Below are 23,578 nucleotides of genomic sequence, written 5' to 3' on the forward strand. Positions count from 1 at the left end.
ATGTCGAACACAGCGAACCTGCGTGCGGGCCTGATCGGCCTGGGCATGATGGGCCGGCACCACGCCCGCGTCCTGGCGTCCCTCGAGGGCGTCGACCTGGTCGCGGTGGCCGACCCGGGCGGTGACAAGTTCGGTGTCGCCGGCGGCCGTCCGGTGCACGAGACGATCGACCAGCTGATCGCCGAGAAGCTCGACTACTGCATGGTCGCCGTACCGACGCAGTACCACGCCGAGATCGCGAAGGCACTGGCCGAGGCCGGCGTGCACGCGATGATCGAGAAGCCGCTGGCCGGCTCCTCGGCCGAGGCGACCGAGATCGCGAAGGCGTTCGAGGCGGCCGGCCTGGTCGGCGCGGTCGGCCACATCGAGCGGTACAACCCGGCGCTGCAGGCGCTCCGGGCGCGGCTGGAGGCCGGCGAGCTGGGCGACATCTACCAGATCACCACCCGCCGCCAGGGTCCGTTCCCGGCCCGGATCGCCGACGTCGGCGTGGTGCTGGACCTGGCCACCCACGACATCGACCTGACCGCGTGGGTGACGCAGTCGCCGTTCGTCACGGTGGCCGCGCAGAGCGCCCACAAGTCCGGGCGGCAGTACGAGGACCTGATCGCCGTCACGGGCAAGCTGGCCGACGGCACCGTCACCAGCCACCTGGTCAACTGGCTGTCCCCGATGAAGGAGCGGCTCACCGTCGTCACCGGTGAGAAGGGCGCCTTCATCGCCGACACCCTGACCGCCGACCTGACCTTCCACGCGAACGGCACGGTCGTCACCGCGTGGGACGACGTCGCGCACTTCCGCGGCGTCAGCGAGGGCGACATGGTCCGGTACGCGATCAGCAAGCCGGAGCCGCTGCGCACCGAGCACGAGTCGTTCCGCGACGCGGTGCTCGGCAAGGAGGCCGACATCGTCACGCTGCAGCAGGGCCTGACCACCGTGAAGGTGGCCGAGGCCGTTCTGCAGTCCGCGGCCGAGGCCCGTACCGTCCCGATCGCCGGGGAGCAGTAGTAGTCATGAAGGTCCTGAGCGTTGTCGGTGCGCGCCCGCAGTTCGTGAAGCTGGCGCCGGTGGCGGAGGCGTTCGCGGCTACCGAGCACCAGCACGTGATCGTGCACACCGGGCAGCACTATGACAAGAACATGTCCGACGTGTTCTTCGCCGACCTGCGGATTCCGGACCCGGACGTCCACCTGGGCGTCGGGTCCGGCAGCCACGGCGTCCAGACCGGCGCGATGCTGGCCGCGATGGATGCCGTCCTGGACGAGCACAAGCCGGACTGGGTGCTGGTCTACGGCGACACCAACTCGACGCTCGCCGGTGCGCTGTCCGCGGTCAAGATGCACCTGCCGGTCGCGCACCTGGAGGCCGGGCTGCGCTCCTTCAACCGGCTGATGCCGGAGGAGCACAACCGGGTTCTCACCGACCACGCGGCGGATCTCCTGCTGGCCCCCACCCAGGTGGCGATGGACCACCTGGCCAACGAGGGCCTGACGGACAAGTCTCGACTGGTCGGCGACGTGATGACCGACGTGTGCTTCCGGGTCCGGGACGCGGTCCAGGACAAGCCGCTGGACGGTCCGTTCAAGCAGGGCGAGTACGTCGTCTCGACGATCCACCGGGCCGAGAACACCGACGATCCGGAGCGGCTGGCCGCGATCGTCGACGGTCTCGCCGCGGTGGGTACGCCGGTCCTGCTGCTCGCCCACCCGCGACTGGTCGCGAAGTGCGCGGAGCACGGCATCAAGCTGGAGCGCCCGGACGGGTCGCTGCACGTCCGGGAGCCGCTGGCGTACCCGGAGATGGTCCGGGCCGTGCTCGGCTCGGCCGGTGTGGTGACCGACTCCGGCGGTCTCCAGAAGGAGGCCTTCCTGCTCGGCCGGGTGTGCACCACGCTGCGCACCGAGACCGAATGGGTCGAGACGCTGGCGGACGGATGGAACGTGTTGACATCCGACGTGAGTAAGCTGCCCCAGTTGGCTGCACGGCCGGCTCCCACGGGGGGACGCCCAATGCCGTACGGCGACGGTCACGCTGCAGAGCGTGTCGTCGCCACTCTCGCGGAGTAACCACATGACGAAGGCCGCCGAAGAGAACCAGACGAAGCCGACCCAGGACGCCCCCGGGTCGGCTGCTGTCACGACCCCAGGTACCGGCGCGCCTGACAGTACAGAATCTCGGACCTTCTCGGCGGATGCGAGTCCGCCAGATGTCAACGCGAGATTGCCACGAGTCGAGTCGCTCACCGGTTTGCGCTGGTGGGCGGCCTTCTTCGTGTTCTGCCATCACATGACCCAGCTGGCGCCGCTGCCGATCTACAAGTTCCTGCAGTACGGCACCTCCGGCGTCACGTTCTTCTTCGTCCTGTCCGGATTCGTGCTGACCTGGTCGTCGCGGCCCGGGACGAAGATCCGGACCTTCTACCGGCGCCGGTTCGCCCGGATCTTCCCGCTGTACGTCCTCACGCTGGTGGCGGCGTTCTTCGTCTTCTACCGGGTCGACCCGCCGGCCGGGATGTCCTGGATCAAGCCGGTCTCGATCACCGTGCTGGTGCTGTCGGCGCTGCTGCTGCACGGCTGGTCGAACAACCCGACCATCCTGTACGGCGGTAACCCGGCGGGCTGGACGCTGTCGGTCGAGGCGTTCTTCTACGCGTACTTCCCGTTCGTCTGGCGGGCGACGCGGAAGCTGAAGACGGCCGGCGGCCTGATCATCTGCGTCGCGGTGATCGTCCTCGGCGGCGCCTATCGGCTGGCGCTGTTCCACTACAAGACCGAAGTACCGGTCCTGCCGCAACCGGTGGTGCACTCGGTGGCGTTCCTGTTCGGTATCGGCCTGGCGATCGCGCTCCGGTCCGGGTGGAAGCCGCGGATCCCGGTGTGGTTCGCGTTCCTGGTCACCGGCGGTGGCCTGTACGTGCTCTGGTACTCGGGTTCGCACGCGACCCAGTTCCCGGGCGCTGTCACCATGGGTCTGTGCCAGAAGGAGATCCTCACGCTGCTGTACGGGTTCCTGATCCTCGCGGTCGCGGCCCGCGACGTCCGCGGCGGCCGGTCACTGCTGCGCAGCAAGCCGCTGGTCGCACTCGGCCAGTGGTCGTACGCGTTCTACCTGGTCCACGCGACCATCCTGTACGCGATCAAGGAGTACTACGGCATCGCCGGCCCGATCGGCTGGTCGAACCTGACCTGGTACGCCGGCGTACTCGCCCTTTCGATCTTCGCCTCGGCGGTGCTCTACAAGTTCGTCGAGCACCCGATGGAGCGGCTGCTCCGAGGCCCCCGATGAAGAATCACTACCTAGTGGAGTTGCTGTGCGTGTCAGTGTTGTTGCCTTAGGCAAGATCGGACTGCCGTTGGCGGTCCAGTTCGCGGCCAAGGGTCATCAGGTCGTCGGCGTCGACATCAACCAGAAGTTCGTCGACCTGGTGAACGCCGGTCAGGAGCCGTTCCCGGGTGAGGCCCACCTGCAGGAGCTGCTCGCCGAGACCGTGGCCGACGGCCGCCTGCGGGCGACCACGGACTACGCGGACGCCATTCCGAACAGCGACGCCGTCGTCGTGGTGGTGCCGCTGTTCGTGGACGAGAAGACCGGTCAGCCCGAGTTCGGCTGGATGGAGAACGCGACCCGTTCGCTGGCCGAGCATCTCGCCCCGGGCACGCTGGTCAGCTACGAGACCACCCTCCCGGTCGGTACCACCCGGAGCCGCTGGAAGCCGATGATCGAGGAGATCTCCGGTCTCACCGAAGGCACCGACTTCCACCTGGTGTTCTCGCCGGAGCGGGTGCTCACCGGCCGGGTCTTCGCGGACCTGCGCAAGTACCCGAAGCTGGTCGGCGGCCTCTCCGAGGAAGGCGCGAAGCGGGCCACGGCGTTCTACGAGGCCGTGCTGGACTTCGACGAGCGTCCGGACCTGGACCGCGCGAACGGCGTCTGGGACCTGGGTTCGGCCGAGGCGGCCGAGCTGGCGAAGCTCGCCGAGACCACCTACCGGGACGTGAACATCGGCCTGGCGAACCAGTTCGCCAGGTTCGCCGGCCAGAACGGCATCGACGTGCACGCCGTCATCGAGGCGTCGAACTCGCAGCCGTACAGCCACATCCACCGGCCGGGGATCGCGGTCGGCGGGCACTGCATCCCGGTGTACCCGCGGCTGTACCTGTACACCGACCCCGACGCAACCGTCGTCCGGGCCGCCCGCGAGGCGAACGCCGGTATGCCGGACTACACGATCGGGCTGCTCGAGGGCGCGTTCGGCGACCTCAAGGGCGCCAAGGTCGTCGTACTCGGTGCGTCGTACCGTGGTGGTGTGAAGGAGACCGCCTTCTCCGGCGTGTTCCCGGCCGTCGAGGCGCTCAAGACGCGCGGTGCCGAGGTGTCCGTGCACGACCCGATGTACACCGACGAGGAGCTCCAGGGGCTCGGCTTCACGCCGTACACGCTGGGCTCGCCGGTGGACGCTGCGGTGCTGCAGGCGGACCACGCGGAGTACGCGCAGCTGGGCCCGGCGGACCTGCCGGGTGTGAAGGTACTCGTCGACGGTCGTGACCGTACCGACCCGGCCAAGTGGGCGGGCGTGCGGCGGATTGTGATCGGAAGGTCGGTCAGCCAGTGACAGATGCCGGCCTGCGGGTCGTGATGATGGTCGCCAACGACGTCACGAACGACAGCCGGGTCCGCAAGGAGGCCGCAGCACTGGCCGAGACCGGAGCAGAGGTGACTGTGCTCGGGGTCTCGGCCGGCGGCCTTCCGTCGAGGGAGATCCTCGACGGTGCGCTGATCGTCCGGGTGGCGGTGCCCTACGCATTGCGTGAGGAACGGAAACGAAGCCGTACGGCGCACCGCAGCTGGCGGCCGCCGTTGGTGGGATATCGGTACCGCGCGACCTATGTGGCGCGTAGCCAGCGGATCGCGGCCGAGCTCAAGGAGCTCAAGGCCGACTCCGGGCACGCGATCGCACGGGCCAAAGCGGGCCAGGGAAACCCGATCAAGTACAAAGCCGGCGTGGCTACCCGGCTGCTCCGCCGGGCCCGCTGGAAGGCGGCCGAGCGGGCCGCCTGGGTGCGGAAGGGCGTCGGCAACAAGGCGGACGCCCCGTTCAAGTTCAGCTGGCGGGCGTACGACGGCGTACTGCACCGGCTGCCGTGGCCGGCGCCGTGGCGCAAGTTGCACCCCGAGGCGCTGGACCTGGAGATCGCGTTCGGCGACCTGATCGACCGGATCGAGCCGGACGTTGTGCACGCGCACGACATGCACGTCATCGGTGTCGCCGCCCGCGCCGCCGGCCGGGCGAGCCTGCGCGGCCGGAACCTGAAGGTCGTGTACGACGCGCACGAGTACGTCGCCGGGCTGTCGCAGTACGGCGCCCGGACCCGGCGCTCGATCGCGGCCTGGGCGAACCACGAGCGCGAGTACATCGGCGGCGCCGACCGGGTGATCACGGTCAGCCCGGCGATCGCGACCCGGCTGCAGACCGAGCACAAGCTCGACCATCTGCCGGACGTGGTGATGAACACGCCGAACCCCGCTGACGTGTCGGTCGAGGTGTCCGACATTCGCAGCGTGATCGGGCTCGCGTCCGACGTACCGCTGCTCGTCTACAGCGGCGGCGTCACCCGCGCGCGCGGCATCCACACCGCCGTACAGGCGCTGGTGGACCTGCCGGACGTGCAGCTGGCCGTCGTGTGCGTGCCTGCGGTCGCGAACGACGCGGTCCGGGCGCTGCAGACGGAGGCCGCCGAGCTCGGGGTGGAGGACCGCCTGCACTGTGTGGACCCGGTGAAGCCGGACGAGGTGGTGGCGTTCCTGCGCACCGCCGACGTCGGGCTGATCCCGATCCTGCGCTACCCGAGCCACGAGATGGCCTTGCCGAACAAACTGTTCGAGTACGCCTTCGCCGGGCTGCCGGTGGTGGTCAGCGACATGCCGAGCATGAAGGACTTCGTCGGCCGTACCCGGATCGGTGAGGTGTTCGTCGCGGAGGACGCGCACGACCTCGCGTCGAAGGTCCGTACCGTGCTCACCGACCTGGACAGCTACCGCGAGCGGGTCGCCGATCCGGCGTACCAGCAGGAGGTGTCCTGGGCCGGGCAGGCGGCCAAGCTGCGGGAGCTGTACGGCGAACTGACCGGGCGGCAACTGGAAGTCCGGCTGCCGGGCGGCAAGATCGAGAAGACCGGGACGCACCTGCTGCTGGGGCCGGTCAACAGCGCGGGTCAGGCCTGGCTGTGGGCGACCGCGCTGGAGCGTGCACACCCGGAGATCAAGGCCGAGTCGCTCACCACGGGCAGTGGTGCGTTCGACTTCCGGGTGCACCGGACCGGTACGTACAAGCAGTACCGGTCGGACCTGCGGTGGCAGCTGGAGCTGACGTCGTACGCGTTGCGCGAGGTCACCCACCTCCTGTTCGAGGCCGGCCGGCCGATGTTCGGGCAGCTGCCCGGGGACATGTGGACGGCCGACGTACCGGTGCTCGACCAGGCCGGGATCAAGCACGGCCTGGTGTTCCACGGGTCGGAGATCCGGGACCCGGCGCAGCACCGCGACCAGTACCGGTTCTCGCCGTTCCGGGACCCGGAGGACGAGCTGACCCAGCGGTTGCAGTCGGCGAACAACAACGTCCGCCGGCACCTCGGCAGGTACAACGGGGCCGGTCCGATCTTCGTGACGACGCCGGACCTGCTGGAGTTCGTCGACAACGGCATCTGGTTGCCGCTGAGCGTCGACATCGACACGTTCGCCTCGACCCAGCCGGTGCTGGAGCGCGAGGTGCCGGTGGTGCTGCACGCACCGTCGGCGAGTGCGTTGAAGGGTTCGGTGTACGTCGACCCGGTGCTGAAGGATCTGGACGCGCGAGGGCTGATCAAGTACCAGCGGGTGCAGGACGTTCCGCACAAGGAACTGGCCGAGCTGGTCAAGAGCGCCGACATCGTGGTCGACCAGATGCTGCTCGGCTCGTACGGCGTGTTCGCGTGCGAGGCGATGGCGGCCGGACGGGTCACCGTCGGGCACATCGCGGACCCGGTCCGGAACCTGCTGCCGACCGACCTGCCGATCGCCGAGGCGACGCCGGACGACCTGGCGGAGGTGATCGAGCGGCTCGTCGCGGAGCGCGACACCGCGCGGAAGCTCGCCGACGCGGGGCCGTCGTTCGTCCGGGATGTGCACGACGGGCGGAAATCGGTCGAGGTGCTGCTGCCGTTCCTCAGGAACGAATGGGTGCGCGAGGACGAGAGCGAGTAAGTGCGGATTCTGATGATCGCGCAGTCCCCGATCGCCGGGGACTCGCGGATCCTGCGGGAGGCGACGGCGCTCGCCGCGGCCGGTCACACGCTGCATGTGATCGGCCGGGACGTTCCGGAGGGCTTCGAGGTCGGGCCGGGCGTCACGGTGGAGTCCGTCTCCCGCTCCTCCGGTCTGCGGGCCGGGAGCGGCGGGCTGACCGTCGGGCACGGGCATTCCGGGCCGAAGGTGCTGGCCAAGCGGTTCGGCCGGTGGCTGTTGCTGCCGGAGCACCGGGCCCGCACCGAGAAGCAGTGGCGGGTCGCCGCGGCACCGCGGGTGGCGGCGGCCGGGCCTGTCGATGTCGTGCATGCGCATGACTTCAACACGTTGGAGCTTGCCGCGGAGTACGCGTCGCGGTGGTCGGCCGCGCTGGTGTACGACAGCCACGAGCTGTGGTTCGACCGGGCGCTGCCGGGCCGGCCGACGCCGTTGTGGCGGGCGCGTGGGCGGCGGTACGAGCGCTCGCTGGCGGCTCGCGCGCGGGTCGTGTTCACGGTGTCGGACGGGATCGCGGCGCGGCTGCGGTCCCGGGGGTTGCCGGACGTGCGCGTCGTACGGAACACATTCCCGCGGGCTGACGACGTACCGCCGGCGGCTGCACAGCCGGAGGGCTTGCTGTACGCCGGGCGGGTGGGCGCGGGGCGGGACCTGTCGACGGTGGTCGCGGCTGCTCGCGAGCTGGCGCCGTTCCGGACGGTGCTGATGGGGTCGGTGGATCCCAACTATCGCCTGGATCTGGGGCCGGTGGAGACCGTCCCGGAACGGTCCATCGACGAGGTCGACGCCACGCTACGGGAGTACGGCATCTCGCTCGTCACCCTCACCAACACCTGCGAGAACCACCGCCTCGCCCTCCCCAACAAACTCTTCCACGCCGTCCGCGCCGGGGTCCCCGTCGTGGCCGCGGATCTGCCTGAGCTGCGCGCCGTAGTAACGGAACACAACCTCGGCACCCTCTACGAACCAGGCAACCCCCAGTCCCTGACGGCAGCCGTCCGGACCCTCATCGAGCACTACCCCACCTACACCGAGGGCACCCGCACCGCCGCCAAAACCCTCAACTGGGAACAAGACGCCGCCACCCTGGTAGCGGCCTACGCCGAGCTGGCGAACTAGCCGCACGCCCGGCCGCCCGTGCAACACCTTCCAGGCCGCGACCGCCCCGGGCCGTTTCAGGGGTGAACCTGCGAACGTGCCCGTTAACCGCTCGCATGCAGCCGGTGAACGGGCCGCTTGGCAGGTTCACCCCTGAAACGGAACGGTCGCGAACACCACGTCGTCCGCGTTCAGCTCGAACGACAGGTTGTACCAAGGATCCGATCGCAGCGATTCCTTGGTGTACAAGGACTTGTAGTGGCCAACATCGGCGAGTGTCCGGGCGACGACTGACGTGTCGGAGACGGCGGTGTTGATCTGTGTCTGCGCATAACACCCGGTGTCCAGCGCATTCCCGCCGCCCCAGCACACCCACGTGTTCGGCACGTTCACGCGGTCGGGCCTGCGGTGGCGGTGAGAGAGGCTCACTTACTGTGTCTTTGCACGGGTATTAACTTCACCCGCAACTTCTGTCGTCCGCCCGGCATCAGGTGATCTGAAAGGGGGATGATTCCCATGCTGAGAACAGCAATCGGACTGGGCGCGCTGGCGCTCTCGTTGGGTACGGCGGTCCCACCGGCCGTCGCCACCCCGGACGCCCAGACGGCCGCGACCGCGGCGTGCGCGCTCGGGCTCGGGTCGCTGGACATCAACACCCGCGGCGTGAACAGCCGGGTACTGACGTCGGCGGGCGCGGGCGCGGTCGTGAGTACGCCGAACGTGTACAACACGCCGTACGCCGTCCAGCAGCCGACGGCCTTCACCGCCGTACCGGCCGGAAACGGGCGGACGACGCGCAGCGGGAAGGTGGTGTGGGGCAGCGGGTACCTGATGCAGAGCACGTACACCGTCGGGCGCGACGGGAAGCTCGTCGGCACGCCGGTGTTCCAGCGGATCGGGAACGGGTGGGGCGGGCGGTTCCTGATCCAGTCGCAGTACAAGGCTTCCGCTGGTAGCAAGCCGAGTCGGACGATGCTGTACCAGCAGGACGAGTACGGTCTGTTCGGGCGCTGGACGGAGGTGGGGAAGGGGCTGCGGAACACCGGGTACGTGAGTGGGATGAGCTCGATGAAGTCCTTCACGCTGATCGCCGCGACGCCGACGTACGACATGTTCCTGGCCAACAACCGGGCCGGCGGGCTCTACACGGTCAAGATCCCGACCAGCGTCCCGCTCAAGCCGATCATCACCCCCGTCCGCACCTCCAGCTGGCAGACCTTCGAGCAGCTGGTCTCAGCCCCCTGCGGCCGCGACGGCACCCTCCTCCTGGGCATCGACAAAGACACCAACACCGGCCACCTGTACACCGTCGGCCACGCAGCAGGCACCAAAACCGTGATCAAGTCCCTAGGCAAAGTCCCCACCACCTTCCCCGACTGGAACTACTTCCGATTCACCCCCGCCTACAACCCCCTGAACGGCGGCTGACGTCTTGTGGCTGTGAACACAAGCTGTGGTCTGGAGACAGGCAATTGCCTGTCTCCAGACCCTTGGGGATGTTCAGGGCCCCGCTAGCGCCTGCTGGTGCAGGTGGCGAACGGTGCCGAGGCCTGGCCCGCAGACGTCGCGGCGGCGTCGCCGGCCGAGTCGGACGTGTTTGCGAAGTACCTCGGGTGGAAGCGCCGCGTCCGGGTGGTTGGCTCGGCGCAGACCGACGACTTGCCGACCTACGCCCCACAGCGGGACCGAGTGCTGGTGCTCACCAGCGTCACGCACCCCGACCAGACCGGCAACGCCGCGCCCGGCGGCTGTACTCCGCGTGGCGCGCGACGATTCAGAGCACCAGGTGCAACTTCATCGCGGCGACGCCGACCTCGATCCGCTGACCCCAGCCGACGCTCAACGTGTCGGACTCCATCCCGTCGCCGAACACCACCAGGTCCGACTCGGCGGTGATCGTCAACGAGTCCGGCGCGTTGATCAAACCTTCGGTGTTGTCCGTACCGGTCGCAGGTGACGGCCACGCCTCGCGGACGAACCAGCACAGCACCGGGTCCGTCGGCGTCGGCAGGGTCAGCGGGCTGCGCCGTTCCTGCCAGGCCGAGCGGCACCAGCCGGTCGCCCCGGTGCCGGTGCCGATCAGGATCCCGGACGAGGACTGACGTTCGGGCAGCCCGTCGGGTGCCGCGAGCCGGTAGCGGGCGGACTGGTGCGTACGGTGGCCGACGTACACCTCGTTCAACGCCAGGAGTTGCTGGCCGTCATCGGTGCTCGCGGCAACCATCGTGCGTTCGGCAACCTGCGAATTCCTCAGCAAATCGGCGATCGCCGCGGGTTCGTGCGGGACGAGTACGCCGGGATTGCGTGTCGGCTCGGGGTTGATCCCGATCACCGGCTGGCCGTCCAGGTACTTCGCCACGTTCGCGACCAGGCCGTCCTGGCCGACCGCGATCACCACGTCCTCCGGCCCGAACCCGAACCGGTCGAGATCGTTGCGCTCGGCAACCGCGCGCCGCCAGTCCAGCGGGATCGCCGCCGAGACGGTCGCCAGCGCGTCCTGCTGCGCCTGGTGCCGCGCGTCCAGCTCGGCCAGGTCCCGCCCACGCCCGGCGAGAAAGAACCCGGCCTGCTGCCGCGTCCCGTGCCGGGCGATCATCTCACTCAACTCAGTAGCCCGATGCACGATCACCGCGCGGGGCGGGAGGCTCATCCGAACCCACCGCCCAGCACGCGGTGGCCGCTCACGCTTCCGCTCCTTGGGCCAGCTTGGTCAGCAGTGGGGTGATGAGGTCCGGCGTGAGGTTCAGTGTGCCGATCTCCGGTAGGGCACCCTGCTTGATGGCCAGTGCGAGGATCGTGCCCTGGTCGAGTTCGGCGTACGCGTCCAGCAGGGCCTTCTCGGCGGACGCCTCCGCGGCGCCGATCACGCGCTTCGCGTCCGCCTCGGACTCGGCCAGTGCGCGTTGCCGGCCGGCTGCGGCCTGGGTCTCGATCTGATCGGCGGCCGCGGCCTCGGTGGCGCGGGCGCGTTCGTTCTGGCCGCGCTGGTTGACCAACTGCTCCTCGCGGCGGGCGAGCTCGATCTGGTTCTGCAGCTCGTTCTCCGCGATCGACCGCTCGCGTTCGACGGCGAGTGCGCGCCGTTCGTACGTCGCCTTGTCCGCGGCCTGCTGCACCATCTCGCGGGTAGGGGTCTGCAGCGCCTTCTCGACGTCCCGCTCCGCGCGGACGGCGACCACGCGAACGTCCTCGACGCCGATGCCCAGACCGGAGAGGCGCGCGTCCTCGCGCAGCCCGGTGCCGACCGCCGTACGCAGCGCGGTCATTCCCTCGGACAGCGCCTCGGTCAGTGTCATCCGGGCGAGCAGGTCGAGCGCGGTCTGCTGGGCCAGCTCGGTCAGCAGTCCGCCGAGCTGCTCGAGCGGCGTGGACCGCCAGAGCCCGCTGCCCGGGTCGATCCCGAAGTCCAGCCGGGTCGCGGCCAGCGCCGGGTCGGTCACCCGGTACGTGACGGTCGCCTGTACTGCGACGTCCTGGAAGTCCTGCGTGCGCCCGTGGAACAGCAGCGGCTGCTCGCGGTCGTCGATCGGGATCTCGCTCAGCGACGAGTTCAGCGCCCGGAACCAGAACGCCTGGCCGGCGCCGTCGTGCGCGACCTTGCCGCTGCGCAGGTGCCGCACGTGGGTGGTCGGGTTGGCCCGCAGGTGGCTGATGAAGCCGAACCGGGTGATGTCTGCCATCTTCTGCTCTCCTTGTCGTCACTTTGACGATAAGGGTGGAGATGACTTCTCGTCAAGGTGACGATTAAAGTAGGGCGTATGGATTTCGTGCCGCTCGGCCTGGCCACCGACCTGGTCATCCTGACCGTTCGCGGCGGCCGCCTGCAGGTGTTGCTGATCCGCCGCGGCATCCCGCCGTACCAGGGGCACTGGGCGCTGCCCGGCGGGTTCGTACGGCCGGACGAGGACCTGGAGGCGACCGCACGCCGCGAGCTGGCGGAGGAGACCGGCCTGTCCGCGGAAGGACTGCACCTCGAACAGGTCGCCACGTACGGCGCCCCGCACCGGGACCCGCGTGGCCGGGTGGTCAGCGTCGCGTACCTGGCCCTCGTCCCCGATCTCCCCGCCCCGGTAGCCGGCTCGGACGCCGCGTCGGCGAGCTGGATCGACGTCAACGCCGTACTCGAAGAGCACGCGGCGGATGCTGTGCAGGACGGGCGGACCGGCGTACGGGAGGTGCGACTTGCGTTCGACCATCGACGGATCCTTGCCGACGCGGTGGAGCGGGCCCGCGCGAAGCTGGAGTACTCGCCGTTGGCGACCGCGTTCTGCCCGCCGGAGTTCACGATCTCCGAGCTTCGCGGCGTCTACGAGGCGGTCTGGGGGATCCCGCTCGACCCCCGCAACTTCCACCGCAAGGTCACCAGGACCCCCGAATTCGTCACCCCCACGAGCGCCACGACGACCCGCGACGGCGGCCGCCCCGCCCAACTCTTCCACCGCGGCACCGCCACCACCCTCCACCCGCCGATGACCCGCGCCTGAGCTCCGCGGGACTGATTCATCCGAGCGTTCTCGTGCGCACGGCCAGCTCTTCCGCGGTGATCAGGTTGGTGTGGGTGCCGGGGGTCGTGCAGGCCCAGGAGGCGGCTACGGTCGCGGCCTGGGCGGCTTCGGGCCAGGGTGCGCCGTCCAGGAAGCGGGCCAGGAAGGCGGCCACGTAGGCGTCGCCGGCGCCGTTCGTGTCGACGATCGGGCGGTCCGGGAGGTCGATCGCGGGGAAGTGCCGGACCTTCTCGCCGCGGATGTGCAGGTAGCTGCCGTCGGCGCCGGCCATCGCGACCACCACGTCCGCGCGGCCGTTGGCGAGGATCCAGTCGACGCCTTCGTCGGGGAGCGCGGTCTTCGACACGAACACGATGTCGGACGCGGTCGCGAAGTCCTTGTGGTGGTCGTTGCGGCCGTCCCAGTCGTGCAGGTCGGTGGAGATCGAGCGGTCCGCGGCGATCGCGTCGCCGAGCGCGTCGCGGGCGAAGTCCATGATCGAGACGTGCACGTGCTCGGCGCGGCGGATCAGCGGGCGCCAGAGGTTCGGGTCGACGCGCAGGCCGGCTGGGTGCCGCGCGTCGTACATCGACAGCCGGCGGCCGTCCGGGGCGACCAGGTTGACCGACCGACGGGTACCGCTCGGATGCAGGACGACGCGCAGCGGGATGCCGAGTTCGTCGTACGTACGCCGAATCCGCGCGCCCTCCGGGTCGTCGCCGATCACGTCCACCAGCCCGGCGTTCAGCCCGAGCAGGTGGCAGCCCAGCGCGACACCGTGCCCGGTGTGCGCGAGGTACGTCTCGATCGGCCCCACCGGAACCGTGTCCACCTCCGCCAACGGCAGGCTCGGCACCCGCACGATCGTGTCGATACCTACTCCGCCGATGACCAGCACATCCAACTCCACGGGTCCCGTCATACCCGACTTTCGCCAAGGATCACAGGTGTCTTCCGCCAGCTGAACGCACAGTCCACAACCGTGTACAGCCAGTCGTCTTCAATGCTTGATCGGTGCCCCGGTCTTCTCCTGGAGCTCGTCGAACGTGACACCCTCGGCGAGCTCCACCAGTTGGAGCCCGTCGTCGGTGACGTCGAGTACTGCGAGGTCGGTGATGATCCGGTTGACGACGCCGCGACCGGTGTAGGGCAGGTCGCATTCGGCGAGGATCTTGTGCGAGCCGTCCTTGGCGACGTGTTCCATCAGCACGATGACGAGCTTGGCGCCGTGGACGAGGTCCATGGCACCGCCCATGCCCTTGACCATCTTGCCGGGGATCATCCAGTTCGACAGGTCGCCGGTGGCCGAGACCTGCATCGCTCCCAGGATCGCCGCGTCGATGGCGCCGCCGCGGATCATCCCGAAGGACAGTGCGGAGTCGAAGAACGAGGCGCCGGGCAGCGTGGTGACGGTCTCCTTGCCGGCGTTGATCAGGTCGGGATCTTCCTCGCCCTCGACCGGGTACGGTCCGACGCCGAGGATCCCGTTCTCGGACTGCAGGACGACGGTGACGCCGTCGGGGATGTAGTTCGGCACCATGGTCGGCAGCCCGATGCCGAGGTTCACGTACGAGCCGTCCTCGAGTTCGGCGGCGGCCCGGGCGGCCATCTGCTCACGGGTGAGTGGCATCTCAGGCCTCCTGCCTGGGTCGGACGGTGCGCTTCTCGATCGGCTTCTCGATGTCCTTGCCGACTGCAACGACTCGCTGGACGTAGACGCCCGGCAGGTGGATCGAGTCCGGGTCCAGCTCACCAGGCTGGACCAGTTCCTCGACCTGGGCGATCGTGACCCGGCCGGCCATCGCGGCCAGCGGGTTGAAGTTGCGTGCGCTGCGGTCGAACACCAGGTTCCCGTGGGTGTCGCCCTTGAGCGCGTGCACCAGCCCGAAGTCGGTGGTGATCGACTCCTCGAGGACGTACGTCGTCCCGTTGATCTCCCGGGTCTCCTTCGGCGCCGACGCCTTCGCGACCGACCCGTCGGTGTTGTACTTCTGCGGCAGCCCGCCGTCGGCGACCTGCGTGCCGACACCGGCCAGGGTGTAGAACGCCGCGATCCCGCAGCCGCCCGCGCGGAGCTTCTCGGCCAGCGTGCCCTGCGGGGTCAGCTCGACCTCCAGCTCCCCCGACAGGAACTGCCGGGCGAACTCCCTGTTCTCCCCGACGTACGACGAGGTCATCTTCGCGATCCGCTTGTCGCCGAGCAGGATGCCGAGCCCCCAGCCGTCGACGCCGCAGTTGTTCGACACGACACTGAGCCCGGAGACCCCCTTGTCGTGCAGCGCCCTGATCAGCTCCATCGGGTTACCCGACAACCCGAAGCCCCCGACCGCCAGGCTCGCGCCGTCCTCGATGTCCGCCACCGCTTCCCGCGGCGACCCGTACGTCTTGTCCATCAGCTGCTCCGTTGCAGTGTCGGTCCCGATTCGCTCCCGACTCTAACCAGCCCCGCAGCCTGCCGCGATGTGGCTGACCCCACAGTCGTGCCGGAGGAATGTCCCCCGGCACCACTACGCCGAGGCTTCGGACGCGTTCAGCGCCGCCAGTTCGTGCAGCGCCTCGAAGTGCGCGTCGGGCAGCTCGGGGATCGTCAGTACGGCGGACAGGTGCGCCCGCGCCGCCGGGAGGTTCCCCGAACCGCGAGCAGCACGCCCCAGCCCGATCCGGGCTGCAGCGACCGTCTCCAGCAGGTCTGCGCTCTCACCGATGGACAAGGCGCGGCTGTAGTCCGCGTGGGCGTCCTCCAGCTTGCCCAGCCTCCGGTAGAGGTCAGCGCGCTCGCACAGCAACAGTGCGGTCTCCTCGGTGAGGCACAGGTGCTCTGCCAGCTCCAGGGCCTCGGTAGTGACGTCCAGAGGCTCGTCAACGACCTGCCGGAGCGCGCTGAGCGCCAGGAACATGCCCCAGCGGTCCTCCAGCATCCGGAACCGGCCCAGCGCCGTACGCAACGCCTGCGCCGCCTCGCCGGGAGGCCCTGGCGTGGTGAGACCCGGGTACCCACGGCACAGCTCGACGGCTGCCCGTGTCCACGCGTCGCCGCTCTCGTTCCGCTCCAGGACCTCGTCGACCACCGCGGCCGGCTCGAACGGCCCGAACACCAGCGACCACAGCAGCACGGTCACGGAGTACTGGAACGGGCCCGTGGTCGTCAGAACGATCTGCTGCGCCAGCTCGACCTGCTCCTGCTCCGCGGACGCAGCGCCGTGGATGACGGCCAGCAGGTACTCCTCGTCCAGGCCGACCGGGACGGTCCGGCCGAGCATGCTGAGCACCCGCTCGGCCGCCGCCGCAGCCTCGTCCTGGAGCCCGTGCGACCACCAGTACGCCGAATAGCGCGCGACCAGCCGAAGGGCGGTCCGCAGGTCGCTCTCGCATGCGCGTTCGATCGCGCTGACGACCTGGTCCGCCTCCAGCCCGTGTGGTTCGCCGGAGCCCCCCAAGTTCACGTACCTCATTCTCTCCCGGTCGTGTTAACGCCATGTCACGGGGTCAGAAACGGAGTACTCCCCAGTGCTGCGGCAGGTGCATGTCCTCGACGCCCTGCGGCGACCAGACCCAGAACTCGATCTCCGCACCCTTCACGTACGCGCCGTCCACCACCTCGTGCGGCCACTCGCAGCGCATCAGGTTCATCCGCCACTCGTCACCAGGGTTCGGCGGTGTTGCGCGCCCCTTGTTGTACGGCGCCAGGTCCGCCCACGGTACGGCGAGCTCCACCGTCCAGCCCGTGTCGGCGTCGGAGGGATCGTTGAGGGTGCCGTCGACGTGGAGCGCGGTCCGCAGGCCGGGCAGGTTCGTCGGGTCGATCGGCACGCCGCCGTCGACGTACGGCTTGGGCAGCGTGAGTTCCCAGATCGTGCCGAGCGGGTTGATCTCGAACTCGTAGTAGTTCTGCCCGTCGCCGTCCGGGTCGAGGAACAGCTCGAAGTTGTTCTCGAAGTACAGCCTGCTGTTGTGCTCGGTCATCGTCGACCAGACGTGCGGCTCCTCGAGCTCGCCGCCGACGTACAGGTACTGGTCGTCGTACATCAGCTTCGACCGGGTCCGGAACCGCGGAGCGGGGCCGGCCGCGATCGGCACGAAGTCGGTGGTCCAGGCGGCGGACTCCCACGCCGGGTCGGTCAGGGTGCCGTCCAGGTTCGGTGCGGTGGCGGTCCGGCGGCACTCGTAGACGGGCAGGTCAGGCATCGGCACGCTCCAGCAGTCGGGCGACGAGATTGGCGAGCAGGAAGGTGATCGCGGTCAGCACCGGTACGACGGCGAGGATCCACGGTGAGTCCAGGTGGCCGGTGAGGAACGCGACGACCAGCGCGACCATGAAGGCCACGCCGAGGAACGGGATCAGCCGCGGGTGCGGCATCGCCAGCCGGCTCAGCGCGAGCCCGCCGAGCGCCATCGTGACGACCACGATCAGTACCAGCAGCGGCAGTCCGAGCGCACCGCAGTTCGTGGTGTCGCGGAACCGCTCGCAGCCGCGTTCGCTCAGCCACACCCCGGCGATGGTCGCGAACCCGCACAGCAGCCCGACCACCGCCAGAATCAGTGCCGCCGGCAACGGCGGGGCGTCGTACCGCCCCTCGTTGGCGTCTTCGTCCGGGGCCTCCAGTACGGCTTCCAGATCCTCCGGCATCCGGTCGCCGTCGTCCTCCTGGCTCATGGCCGCAGGCTATCGGGCTCCCAGGGTGTTCGCGATGGCATCGCGCACGTCGGTTTCACTCGGTACGGCGGTACCGCGCTCGGTGGCGAGCTCCGCGAGCGAGACCATCGTCACGTCGTGCAGCCCGCAGCTCGTGAATGTGTGAAAGACGGTCATGTCCGGGGCGACGTTCACCGAGAACCCGTGGCTGGTCACGCCGCGCCGGATCTGCATGCCGATCGAGCACAGCTTCCGCCCGTCCGCGGTCCACACCCCGACCAGGCTGCTGGCGCCCTTCGGCGTGTCCCGGCGTACCAGCGGGAACCCGAGCGAGCCGAGCGCCTCGATCAGGCCGTTCTCCAGCCAGCGGACGATGTCGACGGGGCCGCGCTCGTGCAGGTCGATCACCAGGTACCCGACCAGCTGGCCGGGGCCGTGGTACGTCGCGAAGCCGCCGCGGTCGACCAGCACCGTGGGAATCCCGGCCGCCTCCACCGGCAGGTCGTCGAGCACCGTCCGCGGGCCGTACGTGATCACCGGGGGATGACTCAGCAGGAACAGCCGGTCCTCGGCTCTCCCCTCGACGCGCTCCTCGACCCAGCCGCGCATGTCCTTCGCCGCGACGTCGTACTCCACCTCACCGAGATCAACCCGCTGCATACGTTCAGGTTAGGCCGTACGGCGCGCGGTGCAGGATGTCGTACAGCACCCTGCGGTAGACCTTGCTGCCTTCCGGCTGCAGCCACGCGTGCAGCTCGCGTGCGGTGGACTGTGCCGTCAGACAGGTGACCTTGGCGTCAGCGCGGTCCTGGGTCCGGACCGTGCCGCCCGCATCCGGGTGGATGACCAGGAAGCCGCGTACGTCGACCTGTCGCAGTCGGCCGCGCCAGGACTCGACAGCCGCCTCAAGAGCGGGCGCCGGGCTCTGCCAGGGCTCCCCGTTGAGCTGGAGACCCCCGTACGCGTCCAGCGAGTACGTTCCGCCAGGGCCGACAATCGAGACGATCAGCGCGGCACGGTGGCCGTTGATCAGCAGGTGGTCGACAACCATCGCTCCGAGCTGCGCGCCGTTCACCAGCTTCGCTCCGGGCAACGCGGTGAGCACCGGGTCCAGGAGGTTCGCCGTACGTCGCTGGAGCAAAGCGTCGTACGGCGAGATCGGCGCCGCCAGCGTGTCGTTGACGAGCGGCTCGCCAGGCGTGCCCCAGAGGTTGAACTCGAACGCCGCCTGCCGGTCGATCGCGACATCCAGGTCGTGGTACTTCGACCAGCGTCCGGTGACGAACCGCACCACGAACAGGCCGGCGACCAGGGCGATGACCAAGGCTCGGTCGGATCCGGACAAGCCAATGTGGACGAACGGCAGCACCGTCACCAGGTAGCCGACGGCCATCAGGCCCCCTAGCGCCCTGAACAGACCGCGGAGCGGCACCCGCCGGCTCCAATGCGGCGGCAGCACCACCACGATCATCGACGCCGTAGCGACGCCGAAGACGTACGCCATGAAGCCGTCGTAGTGCGTGGTCACGAGGACGATGCCGACCAGCGCCGCGTAGACGGCCAACCCCACCAGAGCGGGGATCCGCCAGCGGCCGAACGTCGGGTAGATCAGCACCGGGCCGGCGCCCGGCGACTGCACGGGGTCCGGGCCGGACGGGTCGCTGGACCACGGCTGATCGGTCGACCAGGTCCACTGGTGCTCGGGCTCCGGCCGGGGCGGCGGCTCAGGCTGCCGTGGCGGCTCGGGCGCGGGCTGCCGTGGCGGCGGCTGGGTCGCGTGGCCGGCGAGCGAGCGGTCGTACGCGGCCCGCTTCGACGGGTCCGAGAGTGTGGTCCACGCCTCCTGCACGAGCCGGAACAGCGCCGCGTTGCCGCCCTGGTCCGGGTGCACCTGCAGGGCCATCTTGCGGTACGCCGACTTGATCTCCGCCGCGCTGGCCGAGCGCTCGACGTTCAGCACCTCGTAGTGATCGGCCCCGCTCAACCTCGCACCTCCGAGACACGTCCGAACGCACCGAGGGTCAGTCACCGCAGTGACTGACCCTCAATGGTGGTCGGGCTGACAGGATTTGAACCTGCGACCTCTTCGTCCCGAACGAAGCGCGCTACCAAGCTGCGCCACAGCCCGAGGTCGCGAGTAGCTTACATGGGCCTAGCGTCCGGACGAAATCGGGTTTATCCGGGGCACCAGAGTGAGCAATGTCGCCTCCGGACGGCAGGCGAATCGGACCGGCGCGTACGGCGACGTACCGAGGCCCGCCGAGACGTGCAGAGCGGCTTGGCGGCCGTCGTGTCCCCAGGTCGAGAGACCCTTCACGCGGGACGTGTCGAGGTCGCAGTTCGTCACCAGCGCGCCGTAGAACGGAACCGCCAGCTGGCCGCCGTGCGTGTGGCCGGCGAGGACCAGCGGGTACCCGTCGCCGACGAAGCCGTTCAGCACCCGCTGGTACGGCGCGTGCGTGACGCCGATCGACAGGTCCGCCGTCGGGTCGATCTCGCCCGCGACCTCGTCGTACCGGTCGCGCTTGATGTGCGGGTCGTCGGTACCGGCGAAGTCCAGGCGCAGGCCGTTCACCTTGAGCGTGGCCTTCGCGTTGTTCAGGTCGGTCCAGCCGGCGCCGGTGAACGCGCGGCGCATCTCCTCGTACGGCAGGTCCGGGCCGTGCGCCTTGTGCCGCTGCTTGTTCGCGGGCAGCAGGTACTTGCCCGGGTTCTTGAAGTGCGGCTTCCAGTAGTCGTTGGAGCCGAACACGAACACGCCGGGCAGGTCGAGCAGATCGCCGTACGCCCGGAGCAGCGGGCGGACCGAGTCCTCGTGCGAGATGTTGTCGCCGGTGCTGACGACCAGGTCGGGCTCGAGTGCGGCGAGGTCGTTGACCCAGCCGATCTTCCGCTCCTGCGTCGGCATCAGGTGCAGGTCGGACAGATGCAGCACCTTGAGCGGCGCGGTCCCCTCCGGCAGCACCGGCACGGTGAACCGGCGCAGTGTGAACCAGCGCACCTCGATCCCGGCCGCGTACGCGACACAGGCGGCGCCTACTGCCGTGACCACCGCAGTGGTCTTCAGGGCGGTCCTCGCGATACTCATTCTTCCAGCCTGCCACAATCTCAGGTATGTCCAACTCCGGAATGAAGCAGCGCCTGCACGACGACATGACCGCCGCCCTGAAGGCGCGCGACGAGATCCGCAAGTCGACGCTGCGGATGGCGCTCACCGCGATCACCAAGGCGGAGGTGTCCGGCAAGGAGGCCCGCGAACTCAGCGACGCCGAGATCCTCGACGTACTCGGCTCCGAGGCGAAGAAGCGCCGCGAATCCGTCGTGGCCTACCGCGATGCCGGCCGCGCCGAACTCGCCGACAAGGAGCAGGCCGAGGCGGACATCCTCGCCGAGTACCTCCCCGAACAACTCACCGAGGACGAGATCAAAACCCTCGTCACCGAAGCCATCGCCGGCACCGGCGCCGCCGAACTCGGCCCCCGCGGCATCGGCAAGGTCATGGGCGCCCTCCAGCCCAAGGTCAAAGGCAAGGCCGACGGCTCGGTCGTCTCCGCCGAGGTCAAACGCCAACTCGGCTGTCCACTAGCCGTGACCGCGGCCTCCGCCGCCGCCCCCGCCGCCCCCACCACCGCCGCCGCAGTTCGGGTACTTCGGGTTCCACGGCGGGCAGTTCGGGTTGATGGTGGTGGTGCTGGGCGGGGGCTTCGGGGTGTTGGGCGAGTTCGGCTGGTTCTTGTTGCTGCCGTTGGAGATGTAGATCGTGACGAGGGAGCCGGCGGGTGCGCCGTCGCTCTGCCTCGGGTCGGTGTACGCCACGGTCCCGGCGGTCTCCTGCGAGTTCACGCTGCCGGAGGCGACGGTGACCTGGAACCCTGCCTGCTTGAGCTTGTTCGACGCGTCCTGAGGATTCATCCCGTTCACGAACGGAAGATCCTTCACGTCACCCCGCTGCGTCTTGTCCGACGGCGCCACGAAGTGCGTGGTCGGGTACCCCTGCAGCGCGGCCTGCATTGCCGTCATCCACAGGGGTCCGGCGGTGCCGGAGCCGGAGGCGTCGGACATCTTCTGGCCGTCGAGCGTCTGGCCGATCAGGTTGCGGTACGGCAGCGTCGCGTCGGCGACCACGGCCGCGGAGGCCAGCTTGGTGGAGTAGCCGGCGTACCAGACTGCCTTGTTCTCGGTGATCGTTCCGGTCTTGCCGGCCAGATCGCTGCTGCCGAAGTTCAGCTTGAAGCCGGTGCCGCCCTGCTGCATGACCTGATGCAGAACCGCGTTGACGCCGTCCGCAACCTCCTGCGGGAGAGCCTGCTTGCAGTCGGCGCCCCGGGTCGGCATCGTCTTGCCGCCCGCGTCCTTGATCGAGGTGACGATCCACGGGCTGCAGTACATACCGCGCGCCGCGAACGCCGCATAGGCACTCGAGAGCTGCACCGGCGTCACGTAACCGACGCCTAGGGTCATCGAGACGACCTGGTCGAGGGGCTTGCCGTCCTGCGCGTTGTACATCCCCAACGCTGAAGCGATCTTGGCGATCGGACAGAGACCGGTCTGCTTGGACAACAGCAGGAAGTAGGTGTTCGTCGACTTCTGAGCGGCCTCGATCATCGTCGGCTCAGGAACGTTGTGCGTGGAGTTGCTCGGTGTGTACTTCCCGGCCTGAGTGGTCCCGCTGCAGGTCTGGAACTTCACGTTGCTCAGGTCGATGGTGTCGGGTGCCTTGATCTTGTAGTTCAGCGGGATGCCCTTCTCGATCGCCGCAGCGATCGTGAAGGCCTTCATCGTCGATCCGTTCTGGAACCCGCCGTAGCCACCTGGGTACGACTTCTCGACGTTGTAGTTGTACGCGGTCTGGTTCTTCTTCGAGCCGTACGGCCGGCTCTGGACCATCGCCTTCACCAGGCCGGTCCCCGGTTCGACGATGGTGATCGCGGCGATGGCGTCGTCGTCGGGCTTCGAGTGGACGTCGATCGAGTGCTGCGCGGCGTTCTGGATCTTCGGGTCGAGTGAGGTCGTGATCGTCAGGCCGGCGGTCTTGAGGTAGTTCGAGCGGTCGGTCTTGGTCTCGCCGAAGGCTGCGTTGTTCTCCAGTTGCGCGACGACGTACTCGCAGTAGAACGGGTATGGGCCGTTGGCGCAGCCGAGTTTGTTGGGGCGGACCTTGTTGGGGTCGATGACCGGGGTCTTGAGGGCCGAGTTGGCCTGGGAGACCGAGATGACGTTCAGCTGCAGCATCCGGCGGATGACCACGTCGCGGCGCTCCTTGGCGCGCTTGGCGTAGTTGGTCGGGTCGTAGCCGGTGGGGTTCTTCACCAGGCCGGCCAGCATCGCCGCCTGCGGGAGCGTCAGGTCCTTGGCGTTCACCGAGAAGTAGTGCTGGGCGGCGGCCTGGATGCCCCAGGCGCCGTCGCCGAAGTTCGCCAGGTTCAGGTACTTCTCGAGGATCTCGTTCTTCGAGTACTGCTTCTCGACCGCGATCGCGTACCGCAGCTCGGCGACCTTGCGCTGGTACGTGTCGGCGGTCGCCGCGGCAACCTCTTCCGGGGTGTTCGCCTTCTCGACCAGGCTGACCTTCACGTACTGCTGGGTGATGCTCGAACCACCCTGCTGGATGCCGCCCGACGACTGGTTCTGCAGCAGCGCCCGCAGCGTGCCCTTCAGATCCAGCGCACCGTGCTCGTAGAACCGGCTGTCCTCGATCGCGACGATCGCCTTCTGCATGATCGGCGCGACGTCCTTGAGCTTCACCGGCACCCGGTTCTGCTCGGCCAGCGTGGCGATCAGCGAACCGTCCGCGGCCAGGATCGTGCTCTTCTGTTTCAGCGGTACTTCGTCGAACTGCTGCGGGAGATCCTGCAGCGTCGCGGAGGTCTTCTCCGTGGTGAATCCGGCGAGGCCGGCGAACGGGACGGCGAGACCGGCAGCCAACGCCCCCGACAGCACGCTCACCCCGAGGAACAGAACCACAGATTGGACGACTCCCCGGTCGCCCTTTTCCCTGACGCGCATGGTTGTAGAGACTACGGGATCGCCCATTTGGGTTGCGGCCACGCTTATGAGTTCAGTCACAGCCGCTGGACAAAGTTCA

At 68.9% G+C, this 23,578-nt stretch carries 21 protein-coding genes, 1 tRNA gene and 1 pseudogene; 9 read left to right on the forward strand and 14 right to left on the reverse strand.

Annotated features, from left to right (window positions below; translation table 11 throughout):
- From JOF29_RS26320 to JOF29_RS26345, 6 genes are read left to right on the forward strand one after another with little or no spacing between them, the layout of a single operon-like run.
- On the forward strand, positions 1-1,008 hold the full coding sequence (locus tag JOF29_RS26320; protein WP_209697123.1) for a Gfo/Idh/MocA family protein: 1,008 nt from the start codon (positions 1-3) through the stop codon (positions 1,006-1,008).
- A 5-nt stretch (positions 1,009-1,013) separates the two neighbouring features.
- A complete protein-coding gene (wecB, locus tag JOF29_RS26325; protein ID WP_209697124.1) occupies positions 1,014-2,066 on the forward strand; it encodes a non-hydrolyzing UDP-N-acetylglucosamine 2-epimerase in 1,053 nt (350 codons plus the stop codon).
- Between the two features lie 4 nt (positions 2,067-2,070).
- A complete protein-coding gene (locus JOF29_RS26330; protein WP_281067435.1) occupies positions 2,071-3,285 on the forward strand; it encodes an acyltransferase family protein in 1,215 nt (404 codons plus the stop codon).
- A 25-nt stretch (positions 3,286-3,310) separates the two neighbouring features.
- A complete protein-coding gene (locus JOF29_RS26335) occupies positions 3,311-4,612 on the forward strand; it encodes a nucleotide sugar dehydrogenase (RefSeq protein WP_209697126.1) in 1,302 nt (433 codons plus the stop codon).
- Positions 4,609-7,239 (forward strand): glycosyltransferase family 4 protein, encoded by a 2,631-nt coding sequence (locus JOF29_RS26340; RefSeq protein WP_209697127.1) that lies wholly within the window; start codon positions 4,609-4,611, stop codon positions 7,237-7,239. The genes JOF29_RS26335 and JOF29_RS26340 overlap by 4 nt, the downstream gene beginning before the upstream one ends.
- Positions 7,240-7,251: 12 nt before the next feature.
- Positions 7,252-8,397, forward strand: coding sequence for a glycosyltransferase (locus JOF29_RS26345; protein WP_209697128.1), 1,146 nt, complete (start codon positions 7,252-7,254; stop codon positions 8,395-8,397).
- A gap of 126 nt (positions 8,398-8,523) precedes the next feature.
- Here the strand turns inward: JOF29_RS26345 and JOF29_RS26350 are convergent, their stop codons facing one another.
- On the reverse strand, positions 8,524-8,769 hold the full coding sequence (locus JOF29_RS26350) for a hypothetical protein (RefSeq protein WP_245359471.1): 246 nt from the start codon (positions 8,767-8,769) through the stop codon (positions 8,524-8,526).
- Between the two features lie 123 nt (positions 8,770-8,892).
- Between JOF29_RS26350 and JOF29_RS26355 the strand changes: the two genes are divergently transcribed.
- Complete coding sequence (locus JOF29_RS26355; protein ID WP_209697129.1) at positions 8,893-9,804, forward strand: hypothetical protein; 912 nt, start codon at positions 8,893-8,895, stop codon at positions 9,802-9,804.
- 346 nt (positions 9,805-10,150) lie between these two features.
- Here JOF29_RS26355 and JOF29_RS26360 read toward each other — a convergent pair whose 3' ends face one another.
- Both JOF29_RS26360 and JOF29_RS26365 read right to left on the reverse strand, forming a co-directional pair.
- A complete protein-coding gene (locus JOF29_RS26360; RefSeq protein ID WP_209697130.1) occupies positions 10,151-11,026 on the reverse strand; it encodes an NAD(+)/NADH kinase in 876 nt (291 codons plus the stop codon).
- Between the two features lie 31 nt (positions 11,027-11,057).
- Positions 11,058-12,056 (reverse strand): SPFH domain-containing protein, encoded by a 999-nt coding sequence (locus JOF29_RS26365; protein WP_209697131.1) that lies wholly within the window; start codon positions 12,054-12,056, stop codon positions 11,058-11,060.
- A gap of 78 nt (positions 12,057-12,134) precedes the next feature.
- Between JOF29_RS26365 and JOF29_RS26370 the strand changes: the two genes are divergently transcribed.
- Complete coding sequence (locus tag JOF29_RS26370) at positions 12,135-12,860, forward strand: NUDIX hydrolase (protein WP_209697132.1); 726 nt, start codon at positions 12,135-12,137, stop codon at positions 12,858-12,860.
- Between the two features lie 16 nt (positions 12,861-12,876).
- Here JOF29_RS26370 and JOF29_RS26375 read toward each other — a convergent pair whose 3' ends face one another.
- From JOF29_RS26375 to JOF29_RS26420, 10 genes are all read right to left on the reverse strand, one after another.
- Positions 12,877-13,770 (reverse strand): carbohydrate kinase family protein, encoded by an 894-nt coding sequence (locus tag JOF29_RS26375; RefSeq protein ID WP_209697133.1) that lies wholly within the window; start codon positions 13,768-13,770, stop codon positions 12,877-12,879.
- A 90-nt stretch (positions 13,771-13,860) separates the two neighbouring features.
- Positions 13,861-14,490 carry a CoA transferase subunit B gene (locus tag JOF29_RS26380; protein WP_209697134.1) on the reverse strand — a complete coding sequence of 210 codons (630 nt, stop codon included), beginning with the start codon at positions 14,488-14,490 and terminating at the stop codon, positions 13,861-13,863.
- 1 nt (position 14,491) lies between these two features.
- On the reverse strand, positions 14,492-15,253 hold the full coding sequence (locus JOF29_RS26385; protein WP_209697135.1) for a CoA transferase subunit A: 762 nt from the start codon (positions 15,251-15,253) through the stop codon (positions 14,492-14,494).
- Between the two features lie 114 nt (positions 15,254-15,367).
- Positions 15,368-16,303, reverse strand: a complete 936-nt coding sequence (locus tag JOF29_RS26390; protein ID WP_209697136.1) for a tetratricopeptide repeat protein — start codon at positions 16,301-16,303, stop codon at positions 15,368-15,370.
- 43 nt (positions 16,304-16,346) lie between these two features.
- Positions 16,347-17,045 carry a carbohydrate-binding family 9-like protein gene (locus JOF29_RS26395; protein ID WP_209697137.1) on the reverse strand — a complete coding sequence of 233 codons (699 nt, stop codon included), beginning with the start codon at positions 17,043-17,045 and terminating at the stop codon, positions 16,347-16,349.
- Positions 17,038-17,514 (reverse strand): hypothetical protein, encoded by a 477-nt coding sequence (locus JOF29_RS26400; protein ID WP_245359473.1) that lies wholly within the window; start codon positions 17,512-17,514, stop codon positions 17,038-17,040. The genes JOF29_RS26395 and JOF29_RS26400 overlap by 8 nt, the downstream gene beginning before the upstream one ends.
- A gap of 9 nt (positions 17,515-17,523) precedes the next feature.
- On the reverse strand, positions 17,524-18,153 hold the full coding sequence (gene lipB, locus JOF29_RS26405; RefSeq protein ID WP_209697138.1) for a lipoyl(octanoyl) transferase LipB: 630 nt from the start codon (positions 18,151-18,153) through the stop codon (positions 17,524-17,526).
- 4 nt (positions 18,154-18,157) lie between these two features.
- The gene (locus tag JOF29_RS26410) at positions 18,158-19,477 is read right to left on the reverse strand and encodes a J domain-containing protein (protein WP_209697139.1); all 1,320 of its coding nucleotides are present in this window, start codon (positions 19,475-19,477) and stop codon (positions 18,158-18,160) included.
- 67 nt (positions 19,478-19,544) lie between these two features.
- Positions 19,545-19,621 (reverse strand) — tRNA-Pro (locus JOF29_RS26415).
- Positions 19,622-19,645: 24 nt separating this feature from the next.
- Positions 19,646-20,581 (reverse strand): metallophosphoesterase, encoded by a 936-nt coding sequence (locus JOF29_RS26420; protein ID WP_209697140.1) that lies wholly within the window; start codon positions 20,579-20,581, stop codon positions 19,646-19,648.
- Between the two features lie 26 nt (positions 20,582-20,607).
- Here JOF29_RS26420 and JOF29_RS26425 point away from each other — a divergent pair.
- Positions 20,608-21,069: pseudogene (locus tag JOF29_RS26425) on the forward strand (GatB/YqeY domain-containing protein); the annotation flags it as partial.
- Positions 21,070-21,075: 6 nt separating this feature from the next.
- On the opposite strand, the gene JOF29_RS26430 reads toward JOF29_RS26425, so the two are convergent.
- Complete coding sequence (locus tag JOF29_RS26430) at positions 21,076-23,499, reverse strand: penicillin-binding protein (protein ID WP_209697141.1); 2,424 nt, start codon at positions 23,497-23,499, stop codon at positions 21,076-21,078.
- Between the last annotated feature and the right edge of the window lie 79 nt (positions 23,500-23,578).

The sequence above is a fragment of the Kribbella aluminosa genome (genome assembly GCF_017876295.1).
Classification (GTDB): domain Bacteria; phylum Actinomycetota; class Actinomycetes; order Propionibacteriales; family Kribbellaceae; genus Kribbella; species Kribbella aluminosa.